General features: G+C 53.7%; 15 protein-coding genes. 6 read left to right on the top strand and 9 right to left on the bottom strand.

Annotation, left to right across the window (positions count from 1 at the left end):
- Positions 1-152: 152 nt before the first annotated feature.
- From metE to J0A68_RS15925, 5 genes are all read left to right on the top strand, one after another.
- On the top strand, positions 153-2,477 hold the full coding sequence (metE, locus tag J0A68_RS15945; protein WP_206579227.1) for a 5-methyltetrahydropteroyltriglutamate--homocysteine S-methyltransferase: 2,325 nt from the start codon (positions 153-155) through the stop codon (positions 2,475-2,477).
- Between the two features lie 97 nt (positions 2,478-2,574).
- A complete protein-coding gene (locus J0A68_RS15940; RefSeq protein ID WP_206579226.1) occupies positions 2,575-3,057 on the top strand; it encodes a PAS domain-containing protein in 483 nt (160 codons plus the stop codon).
- A complete protein-coding gene (locus J0A68_RS15935) occupies positions 3,057-3,440 on the top strand; it encodes an acyl-CoA thioesterase (protein ID WP_206579225.1) in 384 nt (127 codons plus the stop codon). The genes J0A68_RS15940 and J0A68_RS15935 overlap by 1 nt, the downstream gene beginning before the upstream one ends.
- Before the next feature lie 235 nt (positions 3,441-3,675).
- Positions 3,676-4,023 (top strand): hypothetical protein, encoded by a 348-nt coding sequence (locus J0A68_RS15930; RefSeq protein ID WP_206579224.1) that lies wholly within the window; start codon positions 3,676-3,678, stop codon positions 4,021-4,023.
- 76 nt (positions 4,024-4,099) lie between these two features.
- Positions 4,100-4,285 carry a hypothetical protein gene (locus J0A68_RS15925; RefSeq protein WP_206579223.1) on the top strand — a complete coding sequence of 62 codons (186 nt, stop codon included), beginning with the start codon at positions 4,100-4,102 and terminating at the stop codon, positions 4,283-4,285.
- 118 nt (positions 4,286-4,403) lie between these two features.
- Here J0A68_RS15925 and J0A68_RS15920 read toward each other — a convergent pair whose 3' ends face one another.
- From J0A68_RS15920 to J0A68_RS15905, 4 genes are all read right to left on the bottom strand, one after another.
- Complete coding sequence (locus tag J0A68_RS15920; protein ID WP_206579222.1) at positions 4,404-6,086, bottom strand: ribulokinase; 1,683 nt, start codon at positions 6,084-6,086, stop codon at positions 4,404-4,406.
- Between the two features lie 30 nt (positions 6,087-6,116).
- Positions 6,117-7,460, bottom strand: coding sequence for a DUF3748 domain-containing protein (locus J0A68_RS15915; protein ID WP_206579221.1), 1,344 nt, complete (start codon positions 7,458-7,460; stop codon positions 6,117-6,119).
- A 236-nt stretch (positions 7,461-7,696) separates the two neighbouring features.
- Complete coding sequence (locus J0A68_RS15910) at positions 7,697-9,658, bottom strand: FG-GAP repeat domain-containing protein (protein WP_206579220.1); 1,962 nt, start codon at positions 9,656-9,658, stop codon at positions 7,697-7,699.
- Positions 9,659-11,038: 1,380 nt separating this feature from the next.
- Positions 11,039-12,646, bottom strand: a complete 1,608-nt coding sequence (locus tag J0A68_RS15905; protein WP_206579219.1) for a fucose isomerase — start codon at positions 12,644-12,646, stop codon at positions 11,039-11,041.
- Positions 12,647-12,813: 167 nt separating this feature from the next.
- Between J0A68_RS15905 and J0A68_RS15900 the strand changes: the two genes are divergently transcribed.
- Positions 12,814-13,794, top strand: coding sequence for an AraC family transcriptional regulator (locus tag J0A68_RS15900; protein WP_206579218.1), 981 nt, complete (start codon positions 12,814-12,816; stop codon positions 13,792-13,794).
- Between the two features lie 194 nt (positions 13,795-13,988).
- Here the strand turns inward: J0A68_RS15900 and can are convergent, their stop codons facing one another.
- The 5 genes from can to J0A68_RS15875 all read right to left on the bottom strand — a co-directional run bounded on the left by can (position 13,989) and on the right by J0A68_RS15875 (position 22,205).
- Positions 13,989-14,630 (bottom strand): carbonate dehydratase, encoded by a 642-nt coding sequence (gene can, locus J0A68_RS15895; RefSeq protein ID WP_206579217.1) that lies wholly within the window; start codon positions 14,628-14,630, stop codon positions 13,989-13,991.
- A gap of 12 nt (positions 14,631-14,642) precedes the next feature.
- Complete coding sequence (locus J0A68_RS15890; protein ID WP_206579216.1) at positions 14,643-16,238, bottom strand: SulP family inorganic anion transporter; 1,596 nt, start codon at positions 16,236-16,238, stop codon at positions 14,643-14,645.
- Between the two features lie 55 nt (positions 16,239-16,293).
- Positions 16,294-16,590 carry a hypothetical protein gene (locus J0A68_RS15885; RefSeq protein WP_206579215.1) on the bottom strand — a complete coding sequence of 99 codons (297 nt, stop codon included), beginning with the start codon at positions 16,588-16,590 and terminating at the stop codon, positions 16,294-16,296.
- Positions 16,591-18,370: 1,780 nt separating this feature from the next.
- The gene (locus tag J0A68_RS15880; protein WP_206579214.1) at positions 18,371-21,643 is read right to left on the bottom strand and encodes a glycosyl hydrolase; all 3,273 of its coding nucleotides are present in this window, start codon (positions 21,641-21,643) and stop codon (positions 18,371-18,373) included.
- Positions 21,644-21,875: 232 nt separating this feature from the next.
- Positions 21,876-22,205 carry a DUF6686 family protein gene (locus J0A68_RS15875; RefSeq protein WP_206579213.1) on the bottom strand — a complete coding sequence of 110 codons (330 nt, stop codon included), beginning with the start codon at positions 22,203-22,205 and terminating at the stop codon, positions 21,876-21,878.
- Between the last annotated feature and the right edge of the window lie 791 nt (positions 22,206-22,996).

The following is a 22,996-nucleotide window of genomic DNA, read 5'->3' as shown; positions in this document are numbered from 1 at the left end:
TTCGCGAGATGAAGCATAGTCAGGCCTAGATACACCTTCCCAAAAACTCTTTTTCGCGGGACAGCTGTGTCCATTCCTTTCCCAGTCCATTTCGTGCAGAGCGCGGTGCCAGACACTTGCCCGGGCAATATGTCTCACTTAATCTTAAGCACATGCTTACGCACATCCTCGGCTATCCGCGCATTGGTAGCCACCGCGAACTGAAAAAGGCCAGTGAACGCTACTGGTCTGGAAAATCCTCCCTGAAGGACCTGCTCTCTGCAGGCCACACGATCCGCCAGCAAAACTGGCAGTTGCAAAAGCAAGCTGGCCTAGACCTCATCACCAGCAACGACTTCTCCTTTTACGACCAAGTCCTCGACATGTCCCTCGCGGTCAGCGCCATTCCAGAGCGGTACCACCCCATCCTCTTGGACAAAAAAGGCAACGCGGAGCTCGACCTGTACTTTGCCATGGCCAGAGGCTATCAAAAGGATGGGCTGGACATCACCGCTATGGAGATGACCAAGTGGTTTGACACCAACTACCACTACATCGTACCCGAATTCCACAAAGACCAGCAGTTCAAGCTCTTTTCCACCAAGGTGATCGATGAGTTTGTCGAGGCAAAGAACGCTGGAATCCTGACCAAGCCTGTGCTGATCGGCCCAGTGAGCTTTTTGCTGTTGGGTAAGGAAAAGGAAAACGGATTTGACCGTCTCGACTTGGTCAAAAACCTGCTGCCCGTGTATCTGGAAATCCTGGCCCGTCTCGAAAAGCTCGGCGCGGAATGGGTGCAGTTTGACGAGCCCTTCTTGGCCATGGATCTTTCGGACAAAGCCAAAGCAACCTACAGCGTTGTCTACAAGGAAATCAAAAAAGCCTTTCCTCAGCTAAAGAGCATCCTTGCCACCTACTTCGAAGGCCTGCGTGACAATCTGGACCTCGCGGTATCCCTCCCTGCCTGCGCGCTCCATGTGGATCTGGTACGCTACCCCGAGCAGCTGGACGAGGTACTGGCAGCACTACCTGCCAAGACCAGCCTCTCCCTCGGTCTGGTGGACGGCCGAAACATCTGGAAAAACGACTACGCCAAATCCCTGGATTTCATCGAGAAGGCCTTCAAAAAGCTGGGCAAAGACCGCGTGTTCATCGCCTCTTCCTGCTCCTTGCTTCACTCTCCCTGTGACCTGAATTTAGAGACGAATGAGCAAATCCTCCTTCCGGAGATCAAAGACTGGATGGCTTTTGCGAAGCAAAAACTTAACGAAGTGGTGACGCTGAAACAGCTGGCTCAGCCTGAAACAAAGGAAAGCGCCGCCCATCTCCTCGCTGCAAACCAGCATTCCATCGCCAGCAGAAAGTCCTCCAACCGCATCCACAAAACTCCGGTAAAAGACCGGGTAGCCAGCATCACTCCTGCGGACGAAAGCCGCAAAAGCCCTTTTGGCGTCCGACAGCAAAAGCAAAAGGCGGCCCTGAACCTACCCTTGTTTCCGACGACCTCCATCGGTTCCTTCCCGCAGACCGACGAGGTGCGTGGCTGGAGAGCCCGATGGAAAAAAGGCGAACTCACCGACGCACACTACCAGCAACTGCTCGAAGACGAAACCGCCAAGGCCGTGAGATGGCAAGAGGAACTTGGCATCGACGTGCCAGTACACGGGGAGTTTGAGCGAAATGACATGGTGGAGTACTTTGGAGAGCAGCTGGACGGCTATGTCTTTTCCCAAAACGGCTGGGTGCAGAGCTACGGCTCCCGCTGCGTGAAGCCTCCGATCATCTACGGCGACGTATCCAGACCCCAGCCGATGACTGTGCACTGGTCTGCTTTTGCCCAATCCCTGACCGAAAAGCCTATGAAAGGCATGCTCACCGGCCCGGTGACGATCTTGCAATGGTCCTTTGTCCGGGATGACCAGCCTCGCCGTGACACCTGTACGCAGATCGCCCTGGCTATCCGCGATGAAGTCTCTGACCTGGAACGAGCCGGTATCCGCATCATCCAGATCGACGAACCGGCTATCCGCGAAGGCCTGCCACTGCGAAGGACCGACTGGGAAGGCTATCTGCAATGGGCTGTGCGCGCCTTCCGCATTTCCTCCACGGGAGTGGAAGACGAGACGCAGATCCACACGCACATGTGCTACTCGGAATTCAACGACATCATCCAAAGCATCGCCGAGATGGACACGGACGTGATCACGATCGAGACCTCACGCTCTCAGATGGAGCTGCTGGATGCCTTTGTGAATTTCAGCTTCCCCAGCGAGATCGGCCCTGGCGTGTATGACATCCACAGCCCCCGAGTGCCAAGCTCCGAGGAAATGCTGGACCTGCTCAAGAAAGCCCTGAAGGTACTGCCGGCCCGAAACCTCTGGGTCAATCCGGATTGCGGCTTGAAAACCAGAAAATGGCCGGAGACCGACCTGGCGATGCGAAACATGATCCAAGCGGCCAAGGAGCTCCGAGCGATTGTAGAAAGCGTTGTCGTCTGACATCGAATGCAAAAGGGCGCCGACCAGAGCGCCCTTTTCATTCTTTTCCATTTGATAGCCCAAAAGCGAAAGTCCGCTAGGGTGTAAAAAAAACAGGATGATCAAAAAGACTAAAAGGGCCAAATCCCACCCATTGCTTTGCTGGGATGCCATCACGATACAAAGAGCCGTGGAACGGCTTAGAAAAGAGTTTAAACCCCTCTACAAGCTCCAATCGCAATACCACTGGGACGTCAGACTGGAAGGACTGCTCTCCAGATCTTTTGACGCAGTTGTGGTCACTGAAGTCGATCAGACGATACGATGGGTGAGCAGGGGTTTTAAGAAAATGACAGGGTATTCTCCCGCCTTTGCAATAGGCAAAAAGCCAAATTTCCTTCAGGGCAAAGAAACCAGCACAGAGACAAGGCAAAAAATGCGGCTCCAGATCGCCAAAGCCAAGCCTGTTTGTGCGATCTTGGTAAACTACCGCCATGACGGAACCCCTTATGAATGCAAAGTGGAAGTCCTCCCACTTTTTGACGAAAAGAAAAACCTCCGGCACTTCATCGCCCTCGAACAAGAAATCCCCAAGCAGTGATGACTATCGATGAACGTGTACAAAAATCCACGACAAGGATTTTCAAAACCGTGTTCCCCAATACTACCAACCACTACGACACCATGTTTGGCGGTACGGTGATGGCACTGATGGACGAAGTAACCTTCATGACTGCGACGCGCTACAGTCGGTTGATGATGGTGACCGTATCCTCCGACAAGATCGATTTCAAAAGACCCATACCCCATGGAACCATCATCGAGCTGATCGGCCAAGTGTCCCAAGTAGGTCGAACCAGCCTGAAAGTTCACGTTGAGATCTTCCTTGAGGAGATGTACGCGGATACACGGGAACTGGCTGTGTCCGGCAACTTCGCGTTTGTGGCTATCGATGACCAAAAGCAGCCGACGCAAATCCATTGATTGCGAATCCCTTCAATCCAAAACCCCACAACGGGGTATTTTTTCCCCGCCAGCTTGCCAACAGAGTTTGGTCTGTACAAAATAACCCCTCTGAAAAAGTGCGTTTCCAAGGGACCGAAGCCCTTTTTTGAAATTTTTCTCCCATCCGATCCCGATTTAGGCAGCATGGACTCAGACTTGCAAAGAAGAGGTCGAAGGAGAGTTTTGGCTTTCCCAATCATAAACCCTAGAAATCATGAGCACATCAAAGGAAATGACTACGTACTCTCAGGTGCTGAACAAACTGCCTGAGAAAGGCTACGGCAGGGAGTTGAACATTACCCGAGCCGGAGCGAAGTTTGAAGAGGGTTCCGAGCTGCTGCAGCCCGAGCAACTGAAGATAGTGAAAACCTACCGCTTTGAGGGTGAATCAGATCCCTCCGACATGGCGGTGATCTACCTGCTGCATAGTGATTCGGGAGAAAAAGGCTTTATCCTCAACGCCTATGGAACCTATTCCGACGAGGACAACCAGTTTTACAACGAGTTTATCAAGCGGGTTCCGGTGGATGAACTGAAGGAGCTGGACGAATGGCAACGGTAAGGAGCCTTTCAAAAAGGCTGCTTTGGTAGCACCAAACGACACTGTTTTTTTGCCAACTTTTAAAAAAACCACCGCGATGCAAACCACCACAATCCAATATATCATTCCCCGACTGGACATGACCAAAAAGCGGGACGGGGTAGACAAGGGCACGACGAGAAAAAGCCCTTGGAATCCTGATGGCGCGAGACCTCCCCGCGAGGAGGACTTTGACGAGATCCACGAGGAAAACCAACGTCGCAAAAGACAAAAAGATCAATAGGCAAGCGGCGAAAGCTTTATTGCCAAACTATTCAACTGGGGTGAAACACCGGAGACTACGCTGCTCCGGTAGGCCTGCCGGAAGGGGTTCCAGGCAGGCTTCCTTTTTTTGGGCCTTTTCAGCGACTTTCCTCAGCCATCTCTCCAAACTCCACCTGCTTACCCAGCGTCAGATAGGCCTGGTATTTCTGCTGGTAGTAAACCACAGCCTCGGCTCTGGGCTGATACACTTTTTCAATGGGACTGGCAATGGCATCCGCGGCTGCCTGCATTTCGGGATAAATCCCCGAAGCCACCGCCGCATAGATCGCCGCACCAAGCGCCGGGGTCTGTTCCGAGGCCGCCACGGCGATGGGCACACCTAGGATATCAGCCATGGTCTGCACCAAAAACGGCGACTTTTTCGCTATCCCGCCGATGCCGACCACTTCGTCTATCCGCACCCCATTTTCCTGGAACCAGGCTATGATCCGCTTTGAGCCAAAACAAAGCGACTCCACCAAAGCCTTGAATACGGCACCATTTCCGGTTCCCATGTCCAGCCCAGTCAGGGCGCTTTTTAGAGATTCATTCAGTCCAGGCGACCTTCTGCCGTTGATCCAATCCACGGCCAGCACCCCGGATTCCAAGGGCTCATTTTCCGCCTGCCGGTTGAGATAGGCCAGCGTTTTGTCGGAAAGCTCCTCGATGAGCTTTTCGCCCAAAACCCCATCCACTACGGCACTGGACCGAATCAGCTCAAAAATCGGCTCCGTGACCAAGCGCTTGTACCAAGCCAAAAAATCCCCAAAACCTGCCTGCCCCGCTTCAAAACCCACGAAACCCGGCAGGATGGAGCCGTCCACCTGTCCGCTGATGCCCTGCACCGGCTCGGGAGACACATCATCATAGTTGGCCACGAGCATATCGCAGGTGGAGGTTCCCATGACCTTGACCAAAGTGCCTGGCTTCACACCGGCACCTACAGCTCCGGCGTGCGCATCGATAGTCCCTACCGCCACGAATGTTTGGCTTCCCAATCCTAGCTTCTCGGCCCATTTGGGCGAAAGCGTGCCCGCCGCCTGATCCGAAGTCAGGGTTTCCTGCTCCATCTTCCGGACAAGAGTAGCCAAGCCAGGATGGAGCTTTTCCAGAAAATCCACCGAAGGAAAACCTCCCCAGGAGGCATGCCACAAGGCTTTGTGTCCCGCCGCACAGCGACTGCGCTTGACTTCCCCAGATCTGAGCTTGCCAGTCAGTTCCCCGGCGATGTAGTCGCAGTGCTCCAGCCAGTTGGGCTGGGATTGGGCTAATACTGGATTGTTTTTATAGACAAAAAGGATTTTGGCCCAAAACCACTCCGAACTGTACACCCCTCCCGAAAAGCGGGTGTAGTCTTCCCCGCCCCAATTCTTCGCCAGGCGGGTGATTTCCTCGGCCTCCGCGATGGCGGAATGGTCCTTCCACAGGATCATCATCGCATCGGGATCTTCGGAGAACTCCGGCAAAAAAGCCAAAGGGAGGCCGGCCTCGTCCACGGGCATCGGCGAGGAACCCGTCGCGTCTATGCCTATGCCCCGGACTTTTTGTGGATCCACACCGGATTGGGAAAGAACCGAAAGGATGGTCTGCTCCAGGCCCTCCAAGTGGTCTTGGGGATGCTGGCGGTAGCGGCTCTTGGCAGGATCGCAAAACTCCCCCTTTTTCCATCGTGGATAGGCGAAAACCGAGGTCGCAAGGACGCTTCCGTCCGCAGCATCCACCAAAATAGAGCGCACGGAGTCAGACCCAAAGTCCACTCCGATCACATAGTTGTTTTCCATAGCTAGCTGGTTGGCGATTGATTGAGGGGGTTACTGGAAGGGGTTCATGGTGAAAATCTGGAAAAAAGAAGCCCCATCCTCCTCCACGCGTTTGTTGTACACCAAGGTATTGCCGGAGTAGGACCAGTTGAAGTTCCACATCTGGCTTTCGTTTGCCTTTGGCTCCGGCCCTACCCGGAAGCTTTCCCCAGTCTCCAGATCGGTGATGTAGACGCGGTTTTGGTAGCCAAAAACCACCCATCGCTCATCGGGACTCAGGCTGAAACCCGTCTCCGGGGAAAAGTCGTTGTGGGTGATTTGGACCGGCGCGCCACCGTTGGGCGACACGGAATGCAGCTGCACCACCCCGTCGTCGGACTTGGCGTAGAAGAAAATCTTGTCTCCGCTTCGGGTCGTCCGCAGCCAATGTCTGGGTCCCTCTACCCCGGGATATTTCTTGTCAGCCAAGAAGGTCACCCTGCGTTGGGTAAAGGCCTTGGGCACCTCGGGCATCTGGGTCGCGGAACCAAGCAGATCGGTGTCGGCCAGGCTCTCCTCCCAGTTCTCCGGAATCTCGGTCACAAAGACCTCCGTCACCACATTTCCCTCCGCAGTCACCACATCGCCGAGGTAGGCCATCGCACGATATACTTTTTCCCCGTTGGCTCGGGCAAAGCCCTGCTCGCCCACCCAGGTTTCCTCGGCGGCCTTTTGGATTTCATCAGATCCGGGTTTTGGAGAGGGAACCACTTTCGCAGCGATCACCGTAAAAGCCGCTCCAGAAAACTCCTGACCCGGAAGCTTGGTCTCTACCTCCACCCTTTTTCCCTTCACCAAAAAAGCCACCGTACGGAGGTCTTTTACCGTCGGATCGGCTTTTGAGGTCTCCAAAAGCACGGCGTCATTGTAGGTGAAACTGAGCCACTGCCCATCCGCTGAATAGCAATAGGCGTGGCTCCCTCCACGCAGCGCCCCAGGCGTATAGGGCGGGGTGATATCCCTGGCATCCAGGTTCTGAATACCGGCTTGGCCCGGTTTTGACAGGTCAAGGCCCATGCAGGATCTCCTCGTCAGGTCATAGGGCAACTCGGGACTCGCGGAAAGCAGGCCCCGGATAAAGGCCACTTCCCCGCCTTGGGGATTGACACTCACCGCGCCCGAACCCGGCCCAAAAGATTGCTGTCCGGGAACCCGATACAGTTCCCTGACCTCACCGGACTCAAGATTTACCATGCCGATCAGGTCGTTTTCGCCCATTTTGGGATCCTCTCCCCGACCGTCAAAAGCCACCCATTGGTCATCGGGTAAAAAAGCCTGGCGATGGTTGAGGAAGTGCCCCTGGTTTCCTTGGGTCACTTGTCTTTCTTCGGCGTTGGGATTGGGTGTCAAAGTCACGGTGCTTTGGTTTGAAGGTTGGGAGCAGGAGTATAGGGCAAAAGCAAAAAGGGCTAGGGCCCACCGGCTTTTGTTGAGTGCTTGATATGCTAATGGCATGACCGTCTTCAAAGTCATGCTTTGGTAGTTACCAGATAAGTTCTCGGTGAGGTCAATTCCCTCTTCGAGAAAGGGCGCGGGGGGATTTTCTCCATTCGAATTCTCGGTCAAAAATTCTCGATTGTACATCTCCAAGCCTATCTCGCCAAGTAATAGAAATGTCCATCTTCGGCGCCGACGAGGACATCCCAGACCCCGTTTTTGTTCCAATCCACAAAGGTAGGGCTGGTGGTATGACCGGCGAGGATATTGGGAGCCACTTGCCCGCGCGAGCGGAAATAGACCTTCCCATCCTCGGTCTTTGTCTGCTCAAAAAGCGAGACGTTGATGCTGTTGACGAGGAGGTCCATGTCCCCGTCATTGTCCCAATCGAGGAAGCTCAGCTTTCTCCTGCCACTGCCCCCGGCTTCCCGGTTGTTTAGCCTCAAGAGGCCTGGAGTCTCGTCTACCACTTCGTTTTTGTTGCCGAAGACGGAGGCGTTTTCCCCGTAGAAAATCCGTTGTCCGGGTGTCAGCATGAGCTTTCCGGCTATATTTTTCCTTTCAAAAAAGGCCAAATAGCCCTCATGGTCCAGCATCACCAGATCCATCAGGCCGTCTTGGTTCCAGTCTATGGCATAGGGAGTAGTCCTCCATTGGGTAGCCAATTCCGTCGGGGCTGGCTTCCACCAGTTCCAGGCTGGAGCCGGGATGGGCGCATTTCCCCAGGCCACATCCACTGGTTGGGGAGCCTGGAGCTTCCCTTTTCCGGCATTTTTCAGCCATTCGACTTTTCCCCAGATCGAATTGATGACAAGGTCGCCCTTGCCATCCCCGTCCCAATCGGCGACGGAGAGCGTGGTATAGCCCCACTTGGCCTCGGCGGGGCCTTGGATGGAGCCATTGTCTCCGGCTTGGACGCGGAAAGGCTTCCCGCCCACTTCGAGCAGCTCTGGCTCAGCCCATTGGGGAGCGGGGCCGTCCTTGAGGTTTTCTATCCAACAGAGGTATCCGGCGGAGTTGCCCGCCACGATGTCCAAGTCCCCGTCCTGATCCCAGTCGTAGGAGACTGGCGTGACCAGCGCACCAAATTTCAGGTTGTCTGCCTTCTGCCGAAAATACTTTGGGGAGTCAAAAACGGGAGTCCCTTCCTTGACTTTTCCCGTATTGCGCACCAAGGCCACCCGTCCATCTTCATCGCCCACCACCAGGTCTATCCATCCGTCTCCATCCCAATCCAGGGCGACGGGGATGATCATTTCCAAGTCCATCTTGATGGTGCCCTGCTTGTTTCCGAGGAGCTTTCCTTCGGAAAATCTGGGATTGTTGCGCGTGCCGACATTCTGGAAGTAGGTCATCTTGTCCAAAAACTCGCCGGTGATCAGGTCCAGATCCCCGTCCCCGTCAAAGTCCGCCAAGTTGGGCGAAGGCGCGCCATACACGTCCAGATCCTGGCCGTTGACCTGGATCCGTCCACGGTTTTCATAGCTTCCGCCCTTGTTTTCCAGCCAATACACATAGCCGTGAAGGGGGCCGTTGGTCCATTTTCCCTCAGAATTGAAGGCATTGTCCCAGCCGTAGTCGCTCCAGTCGTCGATGCCCACGAGTATATCCTCGTCCCCATCCCCGTCGTAGTCAGCCATTTTCCACTGGTTGAAGCGGGGATTTTTCTGGAAGTCTTTGAGGATCTCCTCTTTGGGGAAAAGCGCCTCCGGCTGCTGGTCCAGCTGGGCGGCAAAGTCTTTCAGCTCCGCGCCAGGCACCAAAAACCTAGGGCCGGATGCGGTATGGGAAACTTGGATTTGCGATATGGCTGGCCCCAGTCGCACGGGTGGCTCGAAGACAGGAAAGCTTTCCCCCGACTTATTTTCAAAAAGGTACAGCCCATTAAATGGCTTGTCCGGGCAGGAGACCAAAAGGTCCATATCCCCGTCCCCATCGTAGTCCATCGGAAGCGGCCAAGCCCACAGCCCGACACCCACATAAGATGTCGCGCCGGGATTGTTGTATTTGACGAGCTGAAACTCCCCGATTTCCTGTGCTGAAAGGGGAGAGATCAGAGTTTGGAAGATAAAAAAAAGCAGTCCCAGAAAAATAGGGGGAGATTTTGGGGTCTTCATAGGTACAGGTTTTTGGGGTCTTTGCCTATCGGCAAAATAAGAAATAGCCCGCGGCTTGCAGACAGTTCTTTGGTAGATAACCGCCCAAAGGCGGAAAAAAGGCTAGTTGGCGCCTGGGATTTTTGACTTTCCGCCCGAAAGACAGCTTCGTCGTCAATTTTCCGCCCCGGTCGGTGTCCCCACCGAACGGAATCACCTTCTCTTTCGCCCCGGTCGGTGTCCCCACCGAACGGAACCCCCTGCTGCCGGACATCCTTTTTAACGCAAAGATTCTGAGGACGCAAAGGTCTCGCAGAATTTTTCTCCCATTCCTCCGTTAACTCAGTGGTAAAATTTTCTTATTGGATTTTTTCACCACAGAGAGCAGGAGAATTAGGAGGGATAAAAGTCCGGACGAAAACCTACTTTTCCGCCCCGGTCGGTGTCCCCACCGAACGGAATCCCTACCTCCCGGACATCCTTTTTAACACAAAGGCGACAAAGAAGAGGAGAAACCTTGCCTTATGCGCCACAGGAAACCCTGTTCTAGGTTTGCTTTTGCCAGGCCACTTCAAGGACGCAAAGTTTAAAGCCTCGCTTTTTTGCGGTGGGCGGAGACTACCGGCAAGACATGCACTGAATTGCCCGACTTTAGCACTTTACAACCTTCCCACTTTAGAACTAAAAACCTCAAAATATCAAAGGTCTGCCCGAAAGACAGCTCCGTCGTCAATTTTCCGCCCCGGTCGGTGTCCCCACCGAACGGAACCCCCTGCTGCCGGACATCCTTTTTGACGCAAAGATTCTGAGAACGCAAAGGTCTCGCAGAGTTTTTCTCCCATTCCTCCGTTTACTCAGTGGTAAAATTTTCTTATTGGATTTTTTCACCACAGAGAGCAGGAGAATTAGGAGGGATAAAAACCCGGACGAAAACCTTTTTTTGTTTTCCCTTCATGATACAATGACGGATTCAAAGCCCCGTCGGGGCGACAGGTGCATAGCCTTGGGTTTTGACCCAAGGATACCGGATTGGGGTTTGGTATGGGGAGTTTTGGCCGAGAAGAAGCCAATGGAGCCATTTTGGTTTCGCCAAAACCGGTTGAGGGTTGGCTGGATTTTATGCGCTTCGAGCTGGGTTTACCACAAAGGCGACAAAGAGAAGAAGAAACCTTGCCTCATGCGCCACAGGAAACCCTGTTCTAGGTTTGCTTTTGCCAGGCCACTTCAAGGACGCAAAGTTTAAAGCCTCGCTTTTTTGCGGTGGGCGGAGACTACCGGCAAGACATGCACTGAATTGCCAGTCTTTAGCACTTTACAACCTTCCCACTTTAGAACTACAAGCTTCAAAATATCAAAGGTCTCCCCAAAGACAGCTTAGTCGTCAATTTTCCAACCCACTTCCTAGATCCCCTCCCCGCACCAGCTGACGCGCATGCCCAGAGCGGCAAAAACCTCCGCCTTCAGCCTGGCAGCCCGCAGCGCGGAGTCTTGGTCTTTGGCATAGGCAACTTGGATGTGGTTGGCCTTGTGACGACCCATCATCTGGTCCCGCGAGACACCCGGCAGCACGGCATGCATGATCGGCCAAGCCGGAGTGGTCGCTTCCCATCTGCGCTGCGTTTCCTCCTCAGGCAGGTAAACCGCCTTGCCCACTCCCAAGTCGCAGCACAGCTGCTCGTCCTCGATGTAGACGCGGCTCCACACGATAGAACCGGGCTTGGAAATACCCTTGAGGCTGCCTCCACCTTTTTGGAAATACATGGGCGGCTGGCGGTCGCTCTGCGCTCCGGCATAGCCACCTATGAAGTGCTCCGGCGGCGCAGCTCCCGAGATCAAAAACACCCAAACGAACTCCTCCTGCCCATCCAACACATACTCCTGCCCCCAACGGATGTCATGGAGCGTGTTTTCGGGAGAAAGGCCAAGCTTCTCCCATAGCTGCGTGGTGACCAGCGCGTCGATGCCAGCACACTCGTCCACCTCGTTGAAGTGGGGCATGGACTTGCCCGGGAAAAGCTCCCGACCGTCGGTGCTGTAGGCCGGAGGACGATGGACATTGTTGAGCAGTCCTTCCACCAGATCGCTGGCCGCCACCAGGTCCTTCAGGCCCTGCTGGTACTGGATGCCGATGGTATCGCATCCAAACTCATCCGCCATGCGCAGGGCAGCGATGTACATCTTGCACTGCTCCAGACTTTGGCTCCAGGTGAGCTCCATCGCGGAATCGCTGCCCCAGTTGAACTTCATGCCTTTCTCCAAGAGCCAATCCAACACTTCCTCCGCCTCGCTGTCGGACACCTTGAGCATCTCGGCATAGAGAGCAGACTGGCTGAGCCGCTCCTTGAAGATCCCGAGGGGATTGAGGAGCTTGTCCGGCACGATGGCGTTGAACATGCCCATGCACCCCTCGTCCAAAACGCCCATGATGGCTTTCTTTCGCTGAAAATCCCGGGCGTAGGCGATCGCTTCGGCTTTGGTGGCGGCATCCTCCGGAAGGCTTTCCAAAGACCTGACATGGGAATCGTCATGCTTCACCATGCCTGTTTCCAGCCAATCCTTCAGCTTTCCCAAGAAAAAATCGTCGTCAAAATTGATGCTCCAGAGCGTGCTGTAGGCCACTCCGGCCTTGGTCAGGGAGCCGTTGAGATTCAGCAAACCCACCAAACCCGAGGAGGCCCCGTCGAAATTGGCCAAGGTCAGGATAGGCCCCTGGTGCGTGGTCAGCCCCGGCAGCACGTGGTGGGAATATTGCCACACGCTCTCCGCCACGATGATCGGCAGCTGCGGATCGAGCTGGCGAAAAACCGCCAATCCCATCTTTTGGGAATCGATGAAGCCGTGCTTTTTCACGGGATTGTAGGGATGGCCTCTGACGATCTCGAATCCAAGCCCGGCCAATACCGCCTGCAGCTTGGCCTCCATGGCCGACTGGTACTTCCATCCCACTTGGTTGGCAGACAGGCGCAGGTCACCGCTGGCTACCAGCTGTATTTTCTTGTTCGATTCCATTGTTATCCGGGGTTTTCAATCTTTTGTACCTGCCAAAGATGAAGAAAAACCGAGGCGGCGATCTCCCGTTTTTTGCCAAAAAACTATACGATCTTATCCTGAAATCGCCCCCGACGCTAGTCCAAAGGCATGGCAGCGACAGTATTCCATGCAAACTCCCCCGCGCGATGAAGCCCCACTACCACAAAGTCCCCATAGGACTGGCCCAGTCCTTTGGCATACGCCATGACCGCGAGCCCAACTTTGGGACGCTGTGGCACTACCATCCCGAGCTAGAGCTGCACTTCATCATCCGCGGCCGTGGCATCCAGTACATCGGGGACACGGTCAGCGGCTTTTCGGACGGGGATCTGATCCTGTTGGGAGAAAACCTGCCCCACTCCTGGCGCTGCAGCCAAGAGTACTTCCAGGACAAGCCGGATGTCCAAGCAGAGGCGATCGTGCTGCATTTTTCGCCCACCTGCCTGGGCAAAAACTTTCTCCTGCTGCCCGAGGCACAGCAAATTCCCCTTCTTTTTGAAAAGGCAAAAAAAGGTCTGAAGGTAAATGGAAAAACCAAGGAAAAGGTCGCCGAGCTGCTGCGCGCGCTCCTGCAGGCCTCCCAGCTGGACCGCCTGATCCTGCTCCTGCAGATCCTCAATATCCTGGCGGAAAGTCGGGACGTGGAGACCATCTCCCCGGGCTATTCCTTCGGCCACCTCCACAATGTCTCGGAGATGGCCCGGCTGGAAAAAATCTATTCCTACGTGATGGAAAACTATCCCAAAACCATCAGCCTGGAAGAGATGGCCTCCCTCTCCCATCTGAGCATCACGAGCTTTTGCCGCTACTTCAAGAAGATGACCAACAAATCTTTCTTTGGCTTCCTGATCGAGGTCCGGATCTCCAACGTCTGCAAGCGCATCTTAGAAGACAGGCTGCCACTGGAAACCATCTCCTCGGAGTGCGGCTTTCAGAATGTGAGCAACTTCTACCGCCACTTCAAAAACGTCACCGGTATGACTCCTTTTGCCTACAAAAAAAGTATCGCCTTAGGCCTCAAACCCAGCCCAAAAAGCCAATTCCCAAAAGCCCGCACAAACAAAAAGACTCCGGAAACCTACATCCCCGGAGCCTCTCCATTCCAGCAGCAAAGCCAAGCCCAGTAAACCCACCTTGGGCTTTGTACTTTAGACTTGGTACTTCGGACTTTGTACCAGATACGCTGTACTAGTGTTACGCTGACTCCTAAATAACCTTTCGACTTCGCTCAAGGTGACACCGGATTGTCAGGTCGAGCGGAGTCGAGACCTTGTTCATACAACAAATAACACTAGATACTTGCTACTCTATACTAGATACTCTATTTGATATTCAACTGATACACCTGATCCAGGCTCTCGTTGGATTCGATGTTTACCCCGAGGTCTTTCACCACCCCAGAGCCCACGCCGTAGACCCAGCCGTGGATACTCAGATCCTGCTGGTTTCTCCAAGCTCCCTGCACAATGGAGGTCTTTGCCAGGTCGTGCACCTGCTCGATGACATTCAGCTCCACAAAGCGGTTGAAGCGCTCGTCCTCATCTGCGATGCTATCCAGCTCGGCATGGTGGAATCGGTACACGTCCTTGATGTGGCGGATCCAGTTGTCGATGAGGCCGATGGCGTCGGAACCCATGGCAGCTTTCACTCCTCCGCAGCCGTAGTGTCCACAGACGATGATATGCTGTACCTTGAGCACGTTGACGGCGTAGTCGAGCACGCTCAGCATGTTCATGTCGGAGTGGACGACCATGTTGGCGATGTTGCGGTGTACGAAGACCTCACCCGGCTGGGCACCGATGATCTCGTTGGCCGGCACACGGCTATCCGCACAGCCTATCCAAAGCAAGGGCGGCTTTTGGCCATTGGCCAGCTTGTGAAAGAAATCAGGGTCCAAGGACAGCTTGGACTCCACCCACTTCTTGTTGTTGTCGAGTAGGCTTTTGTAGAAAGAATTTTCCATGGTCATAAGAGTTTAATGGGATGTAACTGCGTTTTTGACACCGAAAAGCGCGGAATAGCTTTCCGGATTGGTGATGGTACCGTCGGCGGTGACGAGCTGTATGCTGATTTTGCGCTCTCTAGCCTTGGAGGTAAAGTCCTCCAGGATCTCGATCACGTCATAGTTCATGTGGATGGTTTTGCGCACGTCAAGCTCCAGGAATGTCCCCGGCTGCAGGTTGCTGAGCTCCCGTAGGATCGCTCCCTTGTTGAGAAAGGAAAGTTCCTCGGCCAAGGTCATGCGGATGTGGTTTTCGGAGTCAGAGTCCTTGACGATGTGCAGGAAGTGGGAATTCTTATAGTTTTCGATCAGGATGATCAGCACGGACACGGCCATGCCCAGGGAGATTCCCACCAGGATATCCGTGAAGACCACGCCCAGCACCGTCACGATGAAGGGTAGAAACTGAGTCCTGCCCAGTTTAAACATGGACTTGAAAAGACCGGGATTGGCCAGCTTGAAGCCTACCATCAGCAGGACTGCCGCCAGCACCGCGAGCGGAATCTTGTTGAGCAGACGGGGAATCAGGATGATGGAAAGCAGGAGAAAGAAGCCGTGAAAGATGGTCGAGAGCTTGGTCCTACCACCGGACATCACGTTGGCGGAGGAGCGCACGATCACTTGTGTGAGCGGCAAGCCGCCAATCAGGCCAGAGAGGATATTTCCCGTCCCTTGGGCCAAAAGCTCCCGGTTGGTCGGGGTAGTCCTTTTTTCAGGGTCGATCTTGTCCGCAGCCTCCACGGAGAGGAGGGTCTCCAAACTCGCCACGATGGCCAAAGTCAGCGCCACGGTCCACACCTGGGGATTGGTGATGGCTGCGAAATTGGGCAGGGTAAACTGTCCCAGAAACATGTCCACGTTTTCGGGGATTGGTACATTCACCAGATGGGAAGCACCGATGTAGAGAAACGAGCTCTGTGGAATGAGCGTCTGAAAGAGGATTCCCAACACGACCACTGCCAGAGGGCCGGGGATGAGCTTGAAGATCTGGTGTTTTTTGCTGAGCACTTTGTCCCAAAGGATCAGGATAAGCAGCGCCACCACAGAAAGCACAATCGCTCCAGGGGTAAAGGAGTCGAGCATGGACGAGAGCGCCGAGAAGGTGTTTTCACCGTCCGCCTGTGCAAATGACTCGTCGCCTTCATAGTCGGCGTCATAACCCAGCGCGTGGGGGATCTGCTTCAGGATGATGATGATGCCGATGGCGGCCAGCATGCCTTTGATCACGGCACTGGGGAAATAGTAGCCGATCACGCCTGCCTTGAGCACACCGAAGACCAGCTGTATCACTCCGGCAAGGATGACTGCCAGGAGGAAATTTTCGAAGCTGCCCAGCGTACCGATGGCAGTAAGCACGATCACGGCCAGGCCAGCAGCAGGCCCGCTCACGCCTAGTGCCGAGCCACTGGTAGCCCCGACCACGATCCCGCCGATGATGCCTGCGATCAGACCAGAAAACAAAGGCGCACCGCTGGCCAAGGCTATGCCCAAACACAGGGGAAGGGCAACAAAAAACACTACAATACTTGCCGACAAGTCCTTGCCGACATGCTTAAATGGGGATGTCATAACTTAATTTTTAGAATGAGAAGATGTCCCGCGGAAAGAATTCCGGGGGCCGAGGTCAAGAAATAACCTGGGAAAAATTGGGAGGGGGCACGTGGATCTCCAGCTCGTAGGTGGAAAATCCCTCCGGGTTCTCGGTAAAGCAAAAAGTAGATTTCTCCTCGACCAATGGATGCTGCAAGGCGAAAAAAGTAAAAGTGTACTCACTCTTTTTGTTCATCTCCTTCTCCAGGAGCTCCTGCAAGACCACATTCTCCACCAGCTCCTCTGCGTTCAGCTGCACCATGCCATAGCTCGTGCAGGCGACCAGATGGATCGCCATGGAGAAGCTGAGCATGATCAGGAGATGTTTCAAGTGGGTGAAGACGAGGTTTGGAATTTTCGTTTGCAAATAAATCTATTTCAACTGAAGTCTCCTCAATGAGCCCGCTATTTTGGAGGATAATTTTGAAAAGGAAGCAATAAACTCAGCTTTATGCCACCTGTGGGAAAAACAAGGGCCCGAGGCTGCCAATCTTTCCCACAGATTTTCACGGATCAAGTACACAGATTTTCACTGAAAGCCCCTATTGTCTCAAATAAAGAATCTCTCAATTTCCCTCTTCCGTGCTGATCTGTGCCTTTTTCTGTGATAATCTTGGGAAAAAACAAGGGCCTGGGCCGCCAATCTTTCCCACAGATTTTCACGGATCAACTACACAGATTTTCACTGAAAGCCCCTATTGTCTCAAATAAAGAATCTCTCCATTTCCCTCTTCCGTGCTGATCCGTGTCTTTTTTCTGTGATTATCCGTGGGAAAAACAAGGGCCTGGACCGCCAATCTTTCCCACAGGTTTTCACGGATCAACTACACAGATTTTCACAGAAGGCCCCTCCTGACTTCAATTAAGAATCTCTCCATTTCCCTCTTCCGTGCTGATCTGTGCCTTTTTTCTGTGATTATCCGTGGGAAAAACAAGGGCCTAGGCCGTCAACCTTTCCCACAGATTTTCACGGATCAACTACACAGATTTTCACTGAAAGCCCCTATTGTCTCAAATAAAGAATCTCCCCATTTCCCTCTTCCGTGCTGATCTGTGTCTTTTTTCTGTGATTATCCGTGGGAAAAACAAGGGCCTGGACCGCCAATCTTTCCCACAGACTTCCACGGATCAACTACACAGATTTTCACTGAAGACCCCTCCTGACTTCAATTAAGAATCTCTCCATTTCCCTCTTCCGTGCTGATCTGTGCCTTTTTTCTGTGATTATCCGTGGGAAAAACAAGGGCCTGGGCCTCCAATCTTTCCCACAGGTTTTCACGGATCAACTACACAGATTTTCACAGAAGGCCCCTCCTGACTTCAATTAAGAATCTCTCCATTTCCCTCTTCCGTGCTGATCTGTGCCTTTTTTCTGTGATTATCCGTGGGAAAAACAAGGGCTTGGGCCGCCAATCTTTCCCACAGACTTCCACGGATCAACTACACAGATTTTCACTGAAGACCCCTCCTGACTTCAATTAAGAATCTCTCCATTTCCCTCTTCCGTGCTGATCTGTGCCTTTTTTCTGTGATTATCCGTGGGAAAAACAAGGGCCTGGGCTGCCAATCTTTCCCACAGACTTCCACGGATCAACTACACAGATTTTCACAGAAGGCCCCTCCTGACTTCAATTAAGAATCCCTCCATTTCCCTCTTCCGTGCTGATCTGTGTCTTTTTCTGTGAGTATCTGTGGGAAAAAACAAGGACCTGGGCTGCCAATCTTTCCCACAGACTTCCACGGATCAAGTACACAGATTTTCACAGAAGGCCCCTCCTGACTTCAATTAAGAATCTCTCCATTTCCCTCTTCCGTGCTGATCTGTGCCTTTTTTCTGTGATTATCCGTGGGAAAAACAAGGGCCTGGACCGCCAATCTTTCCCACAGATTTCCACGGATCAACGACACAGATTTTCACTGAAAGCCCCTATTGTCTCAAATAAAGAATCTCTCCATTTCCCTCTTCCGTGCTGATTTGGGCCTTTTTCTGTGAGTATCTGTGGGAAAAAACAAGGACCTGGGCTGCCAATCTTTCCCACAGACTTTCACGGATCAACTACACAGATTTTCACTGAAAGCCCCTATTGTCTCAAATAAAGAATCTCTCCATTTCAATCGACGCGGAGCACTTTCACCGGACCCAACAGGCCGGATGGAACCAAAGGTGAATCGGCCCGATAGAACGGCATCGTGGTGAAGGTCGTCTTTTGCGCATCAGGCTGGGCATCGCCAACCAGGCGGTTGACCCAGGTATTGACCACCCGGATTTCGAGATGGTTTTCCCCGCTTTTGAGCGCTTCGCCAATATCTATGCGGAAGGGAGTCTTCCAGACTATGCCCATGTTCTGGCCATTGACGATCACCTCAGCCAAGTTTTTGACCTCACCAAGATCCAGCAGGTAGCTGGAGGTTTCGCTTTTTTCCGGCAGCGTGAAGGTTTTGGAATAGCTGGCCGTCCCAGAGAAATACTTGATCGCCGGATCCTTCTGCTCTGACCAGGAGCCCAACTGTGCAAAATCGGCCGTTTTCCCTACAAAATCCACTTTCCAGTCCCCATCTATCGCCAGGGCCACGCTTTCCTTTTTCACTGGAAGGGAGAACGAAGTCCGGGTAGTCTGCTCTTGAAATAGGATAAAATATGCGTCCCAAGACTCAAACAGCAGGGGAATATGGGTGCGGCCGTCTTTGATTTCGTAGGAAAGCTCCCGCGTGCTTCCGTCGATGGGATTCCAGAGCATGGGCTTCTTGCCCGCCACACGGAAACTCACCGATGCCGAAGTCGGGGCGACATCCCGGTTGTTGAGCCAGTAGATTTCCCCTCCGTCGATGTTGCGGTGGCGGAAGAGGACCTTATGCGTCGTACCGGTGATCAGGACATCTTCGGGCGCCGAGATTTTCACGTCCGGCCCCACATGGTCCTTGGCCCAAATCTGGTCTGCCAGCCGCTGAAACTCCGCATCCGAATCTCCCAAACTCGGAGACTTCACCGGGCGCTTGCCGATGATCTTTGCCCCGGCATCCGCCAGTTCCTTCAGTTTTCGCAAAACAGACAGCGTCATCAGGCTGGTGCTTTCATCCAGCATCAGGACTTCGTAGGTGTTCCCGCTTTTTGCCTTGAGCTTACCAGATTCGGCCGAAATCGCTTCTTTCAGGGCCGTGGCGTTCACAAAGTCAAACTCATAGCCTTTGGGAATCTCGGGCAGCTTCTCCCGAGCCACCCAGGTGATATTGGTATTTTCCCCGTAGAGATAGAGGATGTCGGCGACATTTTGCCCCTGTTGCAGCAGGTAGGAGCTCCTGCCCAGATAGTCCATCCAGGGCTTGGCCATTCCCGCCCAAGACTCCTGCCGTGAGAAATACTGTCCAAATGGACCGAGCGAAAAGCCGGGCTTTTTGTCGTCCAAGGGCTGATGCACGGAGGTATGGATCACGAACCGGTTGAGGCCCGAGGCCAGCTCCAGATCGGCAGTGCGCTTGAGGCGTTCGGGATATTCCTGAAATGGCCTGCCCACCGAAGTCATGGACTCCGCCGCCACAAAGGGCTTTCCATAGATATTGGCCACCGAGGCAGACTCACGGATATCGGCCTCGCTCCGCACCTCTTCGTCAGCCCCTCCGGCCAGGCTACCCGGAGTCCACATCGCCGACATGGGGATATCGGCGTGCCGCTTCACGTCCATGCCGTCAGCAAGGTAGATGCGCTTGTTTTCATGGGATTCGGTATAGCGCTTCATGCCGCGCTTGTGCAGCTCCTCGCCGATCACGTCGTAATGATTGTCGGAAATGAGCTCGCCGATGGTCTTGCGGAAATCCCATAGAAACTTCTCGCTTTCCTCCAGGCTATTGACCACGTGGCCAGTCAGGGCTGGCAAAAAAGGAATCAGGCTGTAGCCCCGTCTCTTTTGGAATTCCTGCGGAAAGCCCAGGCTCCAGTTCATGTGCCCGGCCTCGTAGCTGTCGAGGATCATGTACTCCAGCCCGCCAGGACCCAACTTTCCGCCTGTGGCACTTTGATACAAATCCAAGTAATGGTTGATATACCTCCTGACGGCTGCCGCATCCAGCTTGTCCACTTCCAGGCCGGTGGCCTCCGGGGAAGCGGGGTGGTTTTGCCTTCCGGTAAGGGAGTAACCCAGGCGGATCACTTTCCACTTGCCTGATGGCACTTCCCAGGCCAGACTTCCGTCCGCCTGCATCTTCGAAGTGAGGTCCAAGACCTCTTCAGACGCAATCACACCTTCTACTCCCGAGGTTTCCAAGCCAGTTGCGAGCCTATTGTCCTCTGTCCAGGGAGAAAAACCCGCCTTGTCCTCCACTTGGTCGATGCGCGAAGTGGTGTAAAGCTGGAACTCGGCCACGTTCACCCCATCCGGCTTGTCCGCGGGAGGCAATCCAGCTATAGCGGCAAACAGGTTGGGCTGTATTGGCAAGGTTTCGTAGGTGATCCGCCAGTATTTTGCTGTCGTGGGAGGAATCGCGACCGTGTTGAAAGGAACCGTGCTGCCCGAGACCGTCGCGATGGTTTTGAAATTCACTCCATCGTCGGAGACTTTGAGGCGGCGGTTTTCCGGCCCGCCGTTAAACTCCGCCAAAGGTCCATTCATCGCTCCCGATACACTGAAGGCCCTGAAAGTCTGGGGCTGCGCAAAGGCGTATTGTATCCACATATCCTCCCCGATCTCCATGGGAGGCAAAAAGCCCGCCTCGGCTATGCTGCCGTCCAGCAGCAGCTGATGGTCAAAGTCGCCGCCGCTTTTGGTGATCACCGGGTTCAGAGCTTGGAGGTCTTTTTCGCTCTCCGGCAACCGAAAGGCGACTACCAGCGCGTCCCGATAGAAGCTCGGCACCTCACCTATGAAGCCTCCACTGATCCCTCCCCCTTCGAGGTGGGCATCTTGGTATTTCCCGGTTTGGCTGGATGGCTGGGGAAGTTTTCCCTGAAAAGGCTTTCCACCCTCGACCTCCAGCTCAGACCACACGTATTTCTTCATCCCGTCCTCCGGCTTTACCCAAGGCCCTCCGGTCACACTCAATCCGGGCGAACCGGCGATGGCCATTTCCAGGCCTTTTTGCCCAGCTAAGTCCGTAGCCAATTTGAAGGCGTCCTTCCAAGCCGGGGTCATGAAGACCAACTTCTCCGGGACGACCACGGGAGTGAAGAGGTTGGCGTCAAAGTTCTGAAAGCCGCCGATTCCGGTTTTTTCCATCCAGTCCAGATCCTTGCGGATACCTTCCTGGGTGATGTTGCCGTTCATCCAGTGCCACCATACCCGGGGTTTGGCTTCGTTGGTGGGGTTTTGGAAGTTGCCGAGGAGGGGATCTTGCTGCGCAAAGCTGGGACTGGCCGCCAAAAGCGCCAGCGTGAGGGTCCATGTCTTTTTCATAAGGTCGGAGTTTACCGGGAGTTAGTCACTTGATTCCAAATTCCCATCCTGCCCTGTTTCAGAACGAAAGCGGGATTTTGGTTAGGTCATGACAATGATCTAATGTATCAAAATGAGACAATAATACCATCCCGTGCTTTCTTGGAATGAAAAGTCTATAAAAAGGCCTATTCACGAAAAAGCCCCCAGCGCGAGTCTGGGGGCTTCGGAAACCAAGAAAGGCCTATTGACCCTAGAGTTTGCGTATCATGTCGATCAGCTTGAGGTGGTTGTCCGCCTCGATCACGCCTGCCTTGAGCCAGTAAAACTCTTCCTCCAGGAGTGTAAACTGTACGTCGGGGTGGTAGGTCTCGATTACCACCCGATCCAGCCCGTCAAAGAAGGGATACTTCTCCGCATCGAAGTCCATGCGGAGCATGTAGCGTCGAAAAGCGTCAAAGTTCAGCTCATCAAAGGCAATCATCGCCTGCCGATACATCAGCCCCATACGCCCGCAGTCTTGGCAGCGGGTAAAGACAAAGTCCTCGTTTTGATAGATGATCTCGGTATGGCAGGCGGACATAAGCGTGGATTTTGGTGGAAAAACTCGGAATTGGTGCCTGGGATGTGGTGCGTGGTCGGTTTAGTTTCCAAATTCCGCCAATCTCCCAGGACTTGAATGTCTTTTTTGGATCTAAAAATCGACTTGACCTCCTTGCCCATTCCGAAGATGGACACGTCGTCAAGCCCTATTATTATTTAGACTAATTTTAAATTAAACAAATCTAAGCCCTGAGCCTGGGCTGACAAAGGCTTTTTGCAATTTTTTGGAAAGTTTTTTACCACTGAGTGCACGGAGGAAAAGGAGAAAACCTCTGCGAGACCTTTGCACCCTCGGCGTCTTGGCGGTAAACCCAGCGCGAAGCGCAAAAAACCTAGCCCAATCCCCAACCGGTTTTGGCGAAACCTGCACGACTCACTTGGCCTCCTCTCGGCCAAAACTCCCCATACCAAACCCTAACCCAGTATCTTTGGGTTGAAACCCAAGGCTATGCATCGGCCGCCCCGATGGGGCTTTGACTGCTTTTTTACCACGGAGATCACGGAGGAATGGGAGAAAGCTTCGCGCCTTGGAGTCTTCGGGGGAGTGCTTTTCTCGCAGAGCCTAAGCGCCGCAAAAAATCCGGAAAACTCGCTGTTTCGTAGCAGCAGCACAACGAATAACCGGATAGATCAAAACCAAAAGCCTCCTATTCCTCCCGCTCTCTGTGGTAAAAAAATCCAATAAGAAAATCTCACCACGGAGTGCACGAAGGAATGGGAGTAAAACTCTGCGAGACCTTTGCGCCCTCGGCGTCTTCGCGGTAAACCCAG

The organism is Algoriphagus oliviformis (assembly GCF_017254915.1).
Classification (GTDB): domain Bacteria; phylum Bacteroidota; class Bacteroidia; order Cytophagales; family Cyclobacteriaceae; genus Algoriphagus; species Algoriphagus oliviformis.
This window is presented reverse-complemented; position numbering and strand designations above follow the sequence as displayed.

Bases quoted from the DNA above. Each gene is read 5' to 3' on its own strand.
- J0A68_RS15935 (WP_206579225.1), top strand. From the start codon at position 3,057: ATGACTATCGATGAACGTGTACAAAAATCCACGACAAGGATTTTCAAA.
- J0A68_RS15900 (WP_206579218.1), top strand. From the start codon at position 12,814: ATGAAGCCCCACTACCACAAAGTCCCCATAGGACTGGCCCAGTCCTTT.
- J0A68_RS15880 (WP_206579214.1), bottom strand. From the start codon at position 21,643: ATGAAAAAGACATGGACCCTCACGCTGGCGCTTTTGGCGGCCAGTCCC.
- J0A68_RS15905 (WP_206579219.1), bottom strand. From the start codon at position 12,646: ATGGAATCGAACAAGAAAATACAGCTGGTAGCCAGCGGTGACCTGCGC.
- J0A68_RS15875 (WP_206579213.1), bottom strand. From the start codon at position 22,205: ATGTCCGCCTGCCATACCGAGATCATCTATCAAAACGAGGACTTTGTC.
- metE (WP_206579227.1), top strand. From the start codon at position 153: ATGCTTACGCACATCCTCGGCTATCCGCGCATTGGTAGCCACCGCGAA.
- J0A68_RS15890 (WP_206579216.1), bottom strand. From the start codon at position 16,238: ATGACATCCCCATTTAAGCATGTCGGCAAGGACTTGTCGGCAAGTATT.
- J0A68_RS15925 (WP_206579223.1), top strand. From the start codon at position 4,100: ATGCAAACCACCACAATCCAATATATCATTCCCCGACTGGACATGACC.
- J0A68_RS15910 (WP_206579220.1), bottom strand. From the start codon at position 9,658: ATGAAGACCCCAAAATCTCCCCCTATTTTTCTGGGACTGCTTTTTTTT.
- J0A68_RS15940 (WP_206579226.1), top strand. From the start codon at position 2,575: ATGATCAAAAAGACTAAAAGGGCCAAATCCCACCCATTGCTTTGCTGG.
- J0A68_RS15930 (WP_206579224.1), top strand. From the start codon at position 3,676: ATGAGCACATCAAAGGAAATGACTACGTACTCTCAGGTGCTGAACAAA.
- J0A68_RS15920 (WP_206579222.1), bottom strand. From the start codon at position 6,086: ATGGAAAACAACTATGTGATCGGAGTGGACTTTGGGTCTGACTCCGTG.
- can (WP_206579217.1), bottom strand. From the start codon at position 14,630: ATGGAAAATTCTTTCTACAAAAGCCTACTCGACAACAACAAGAAGTGG.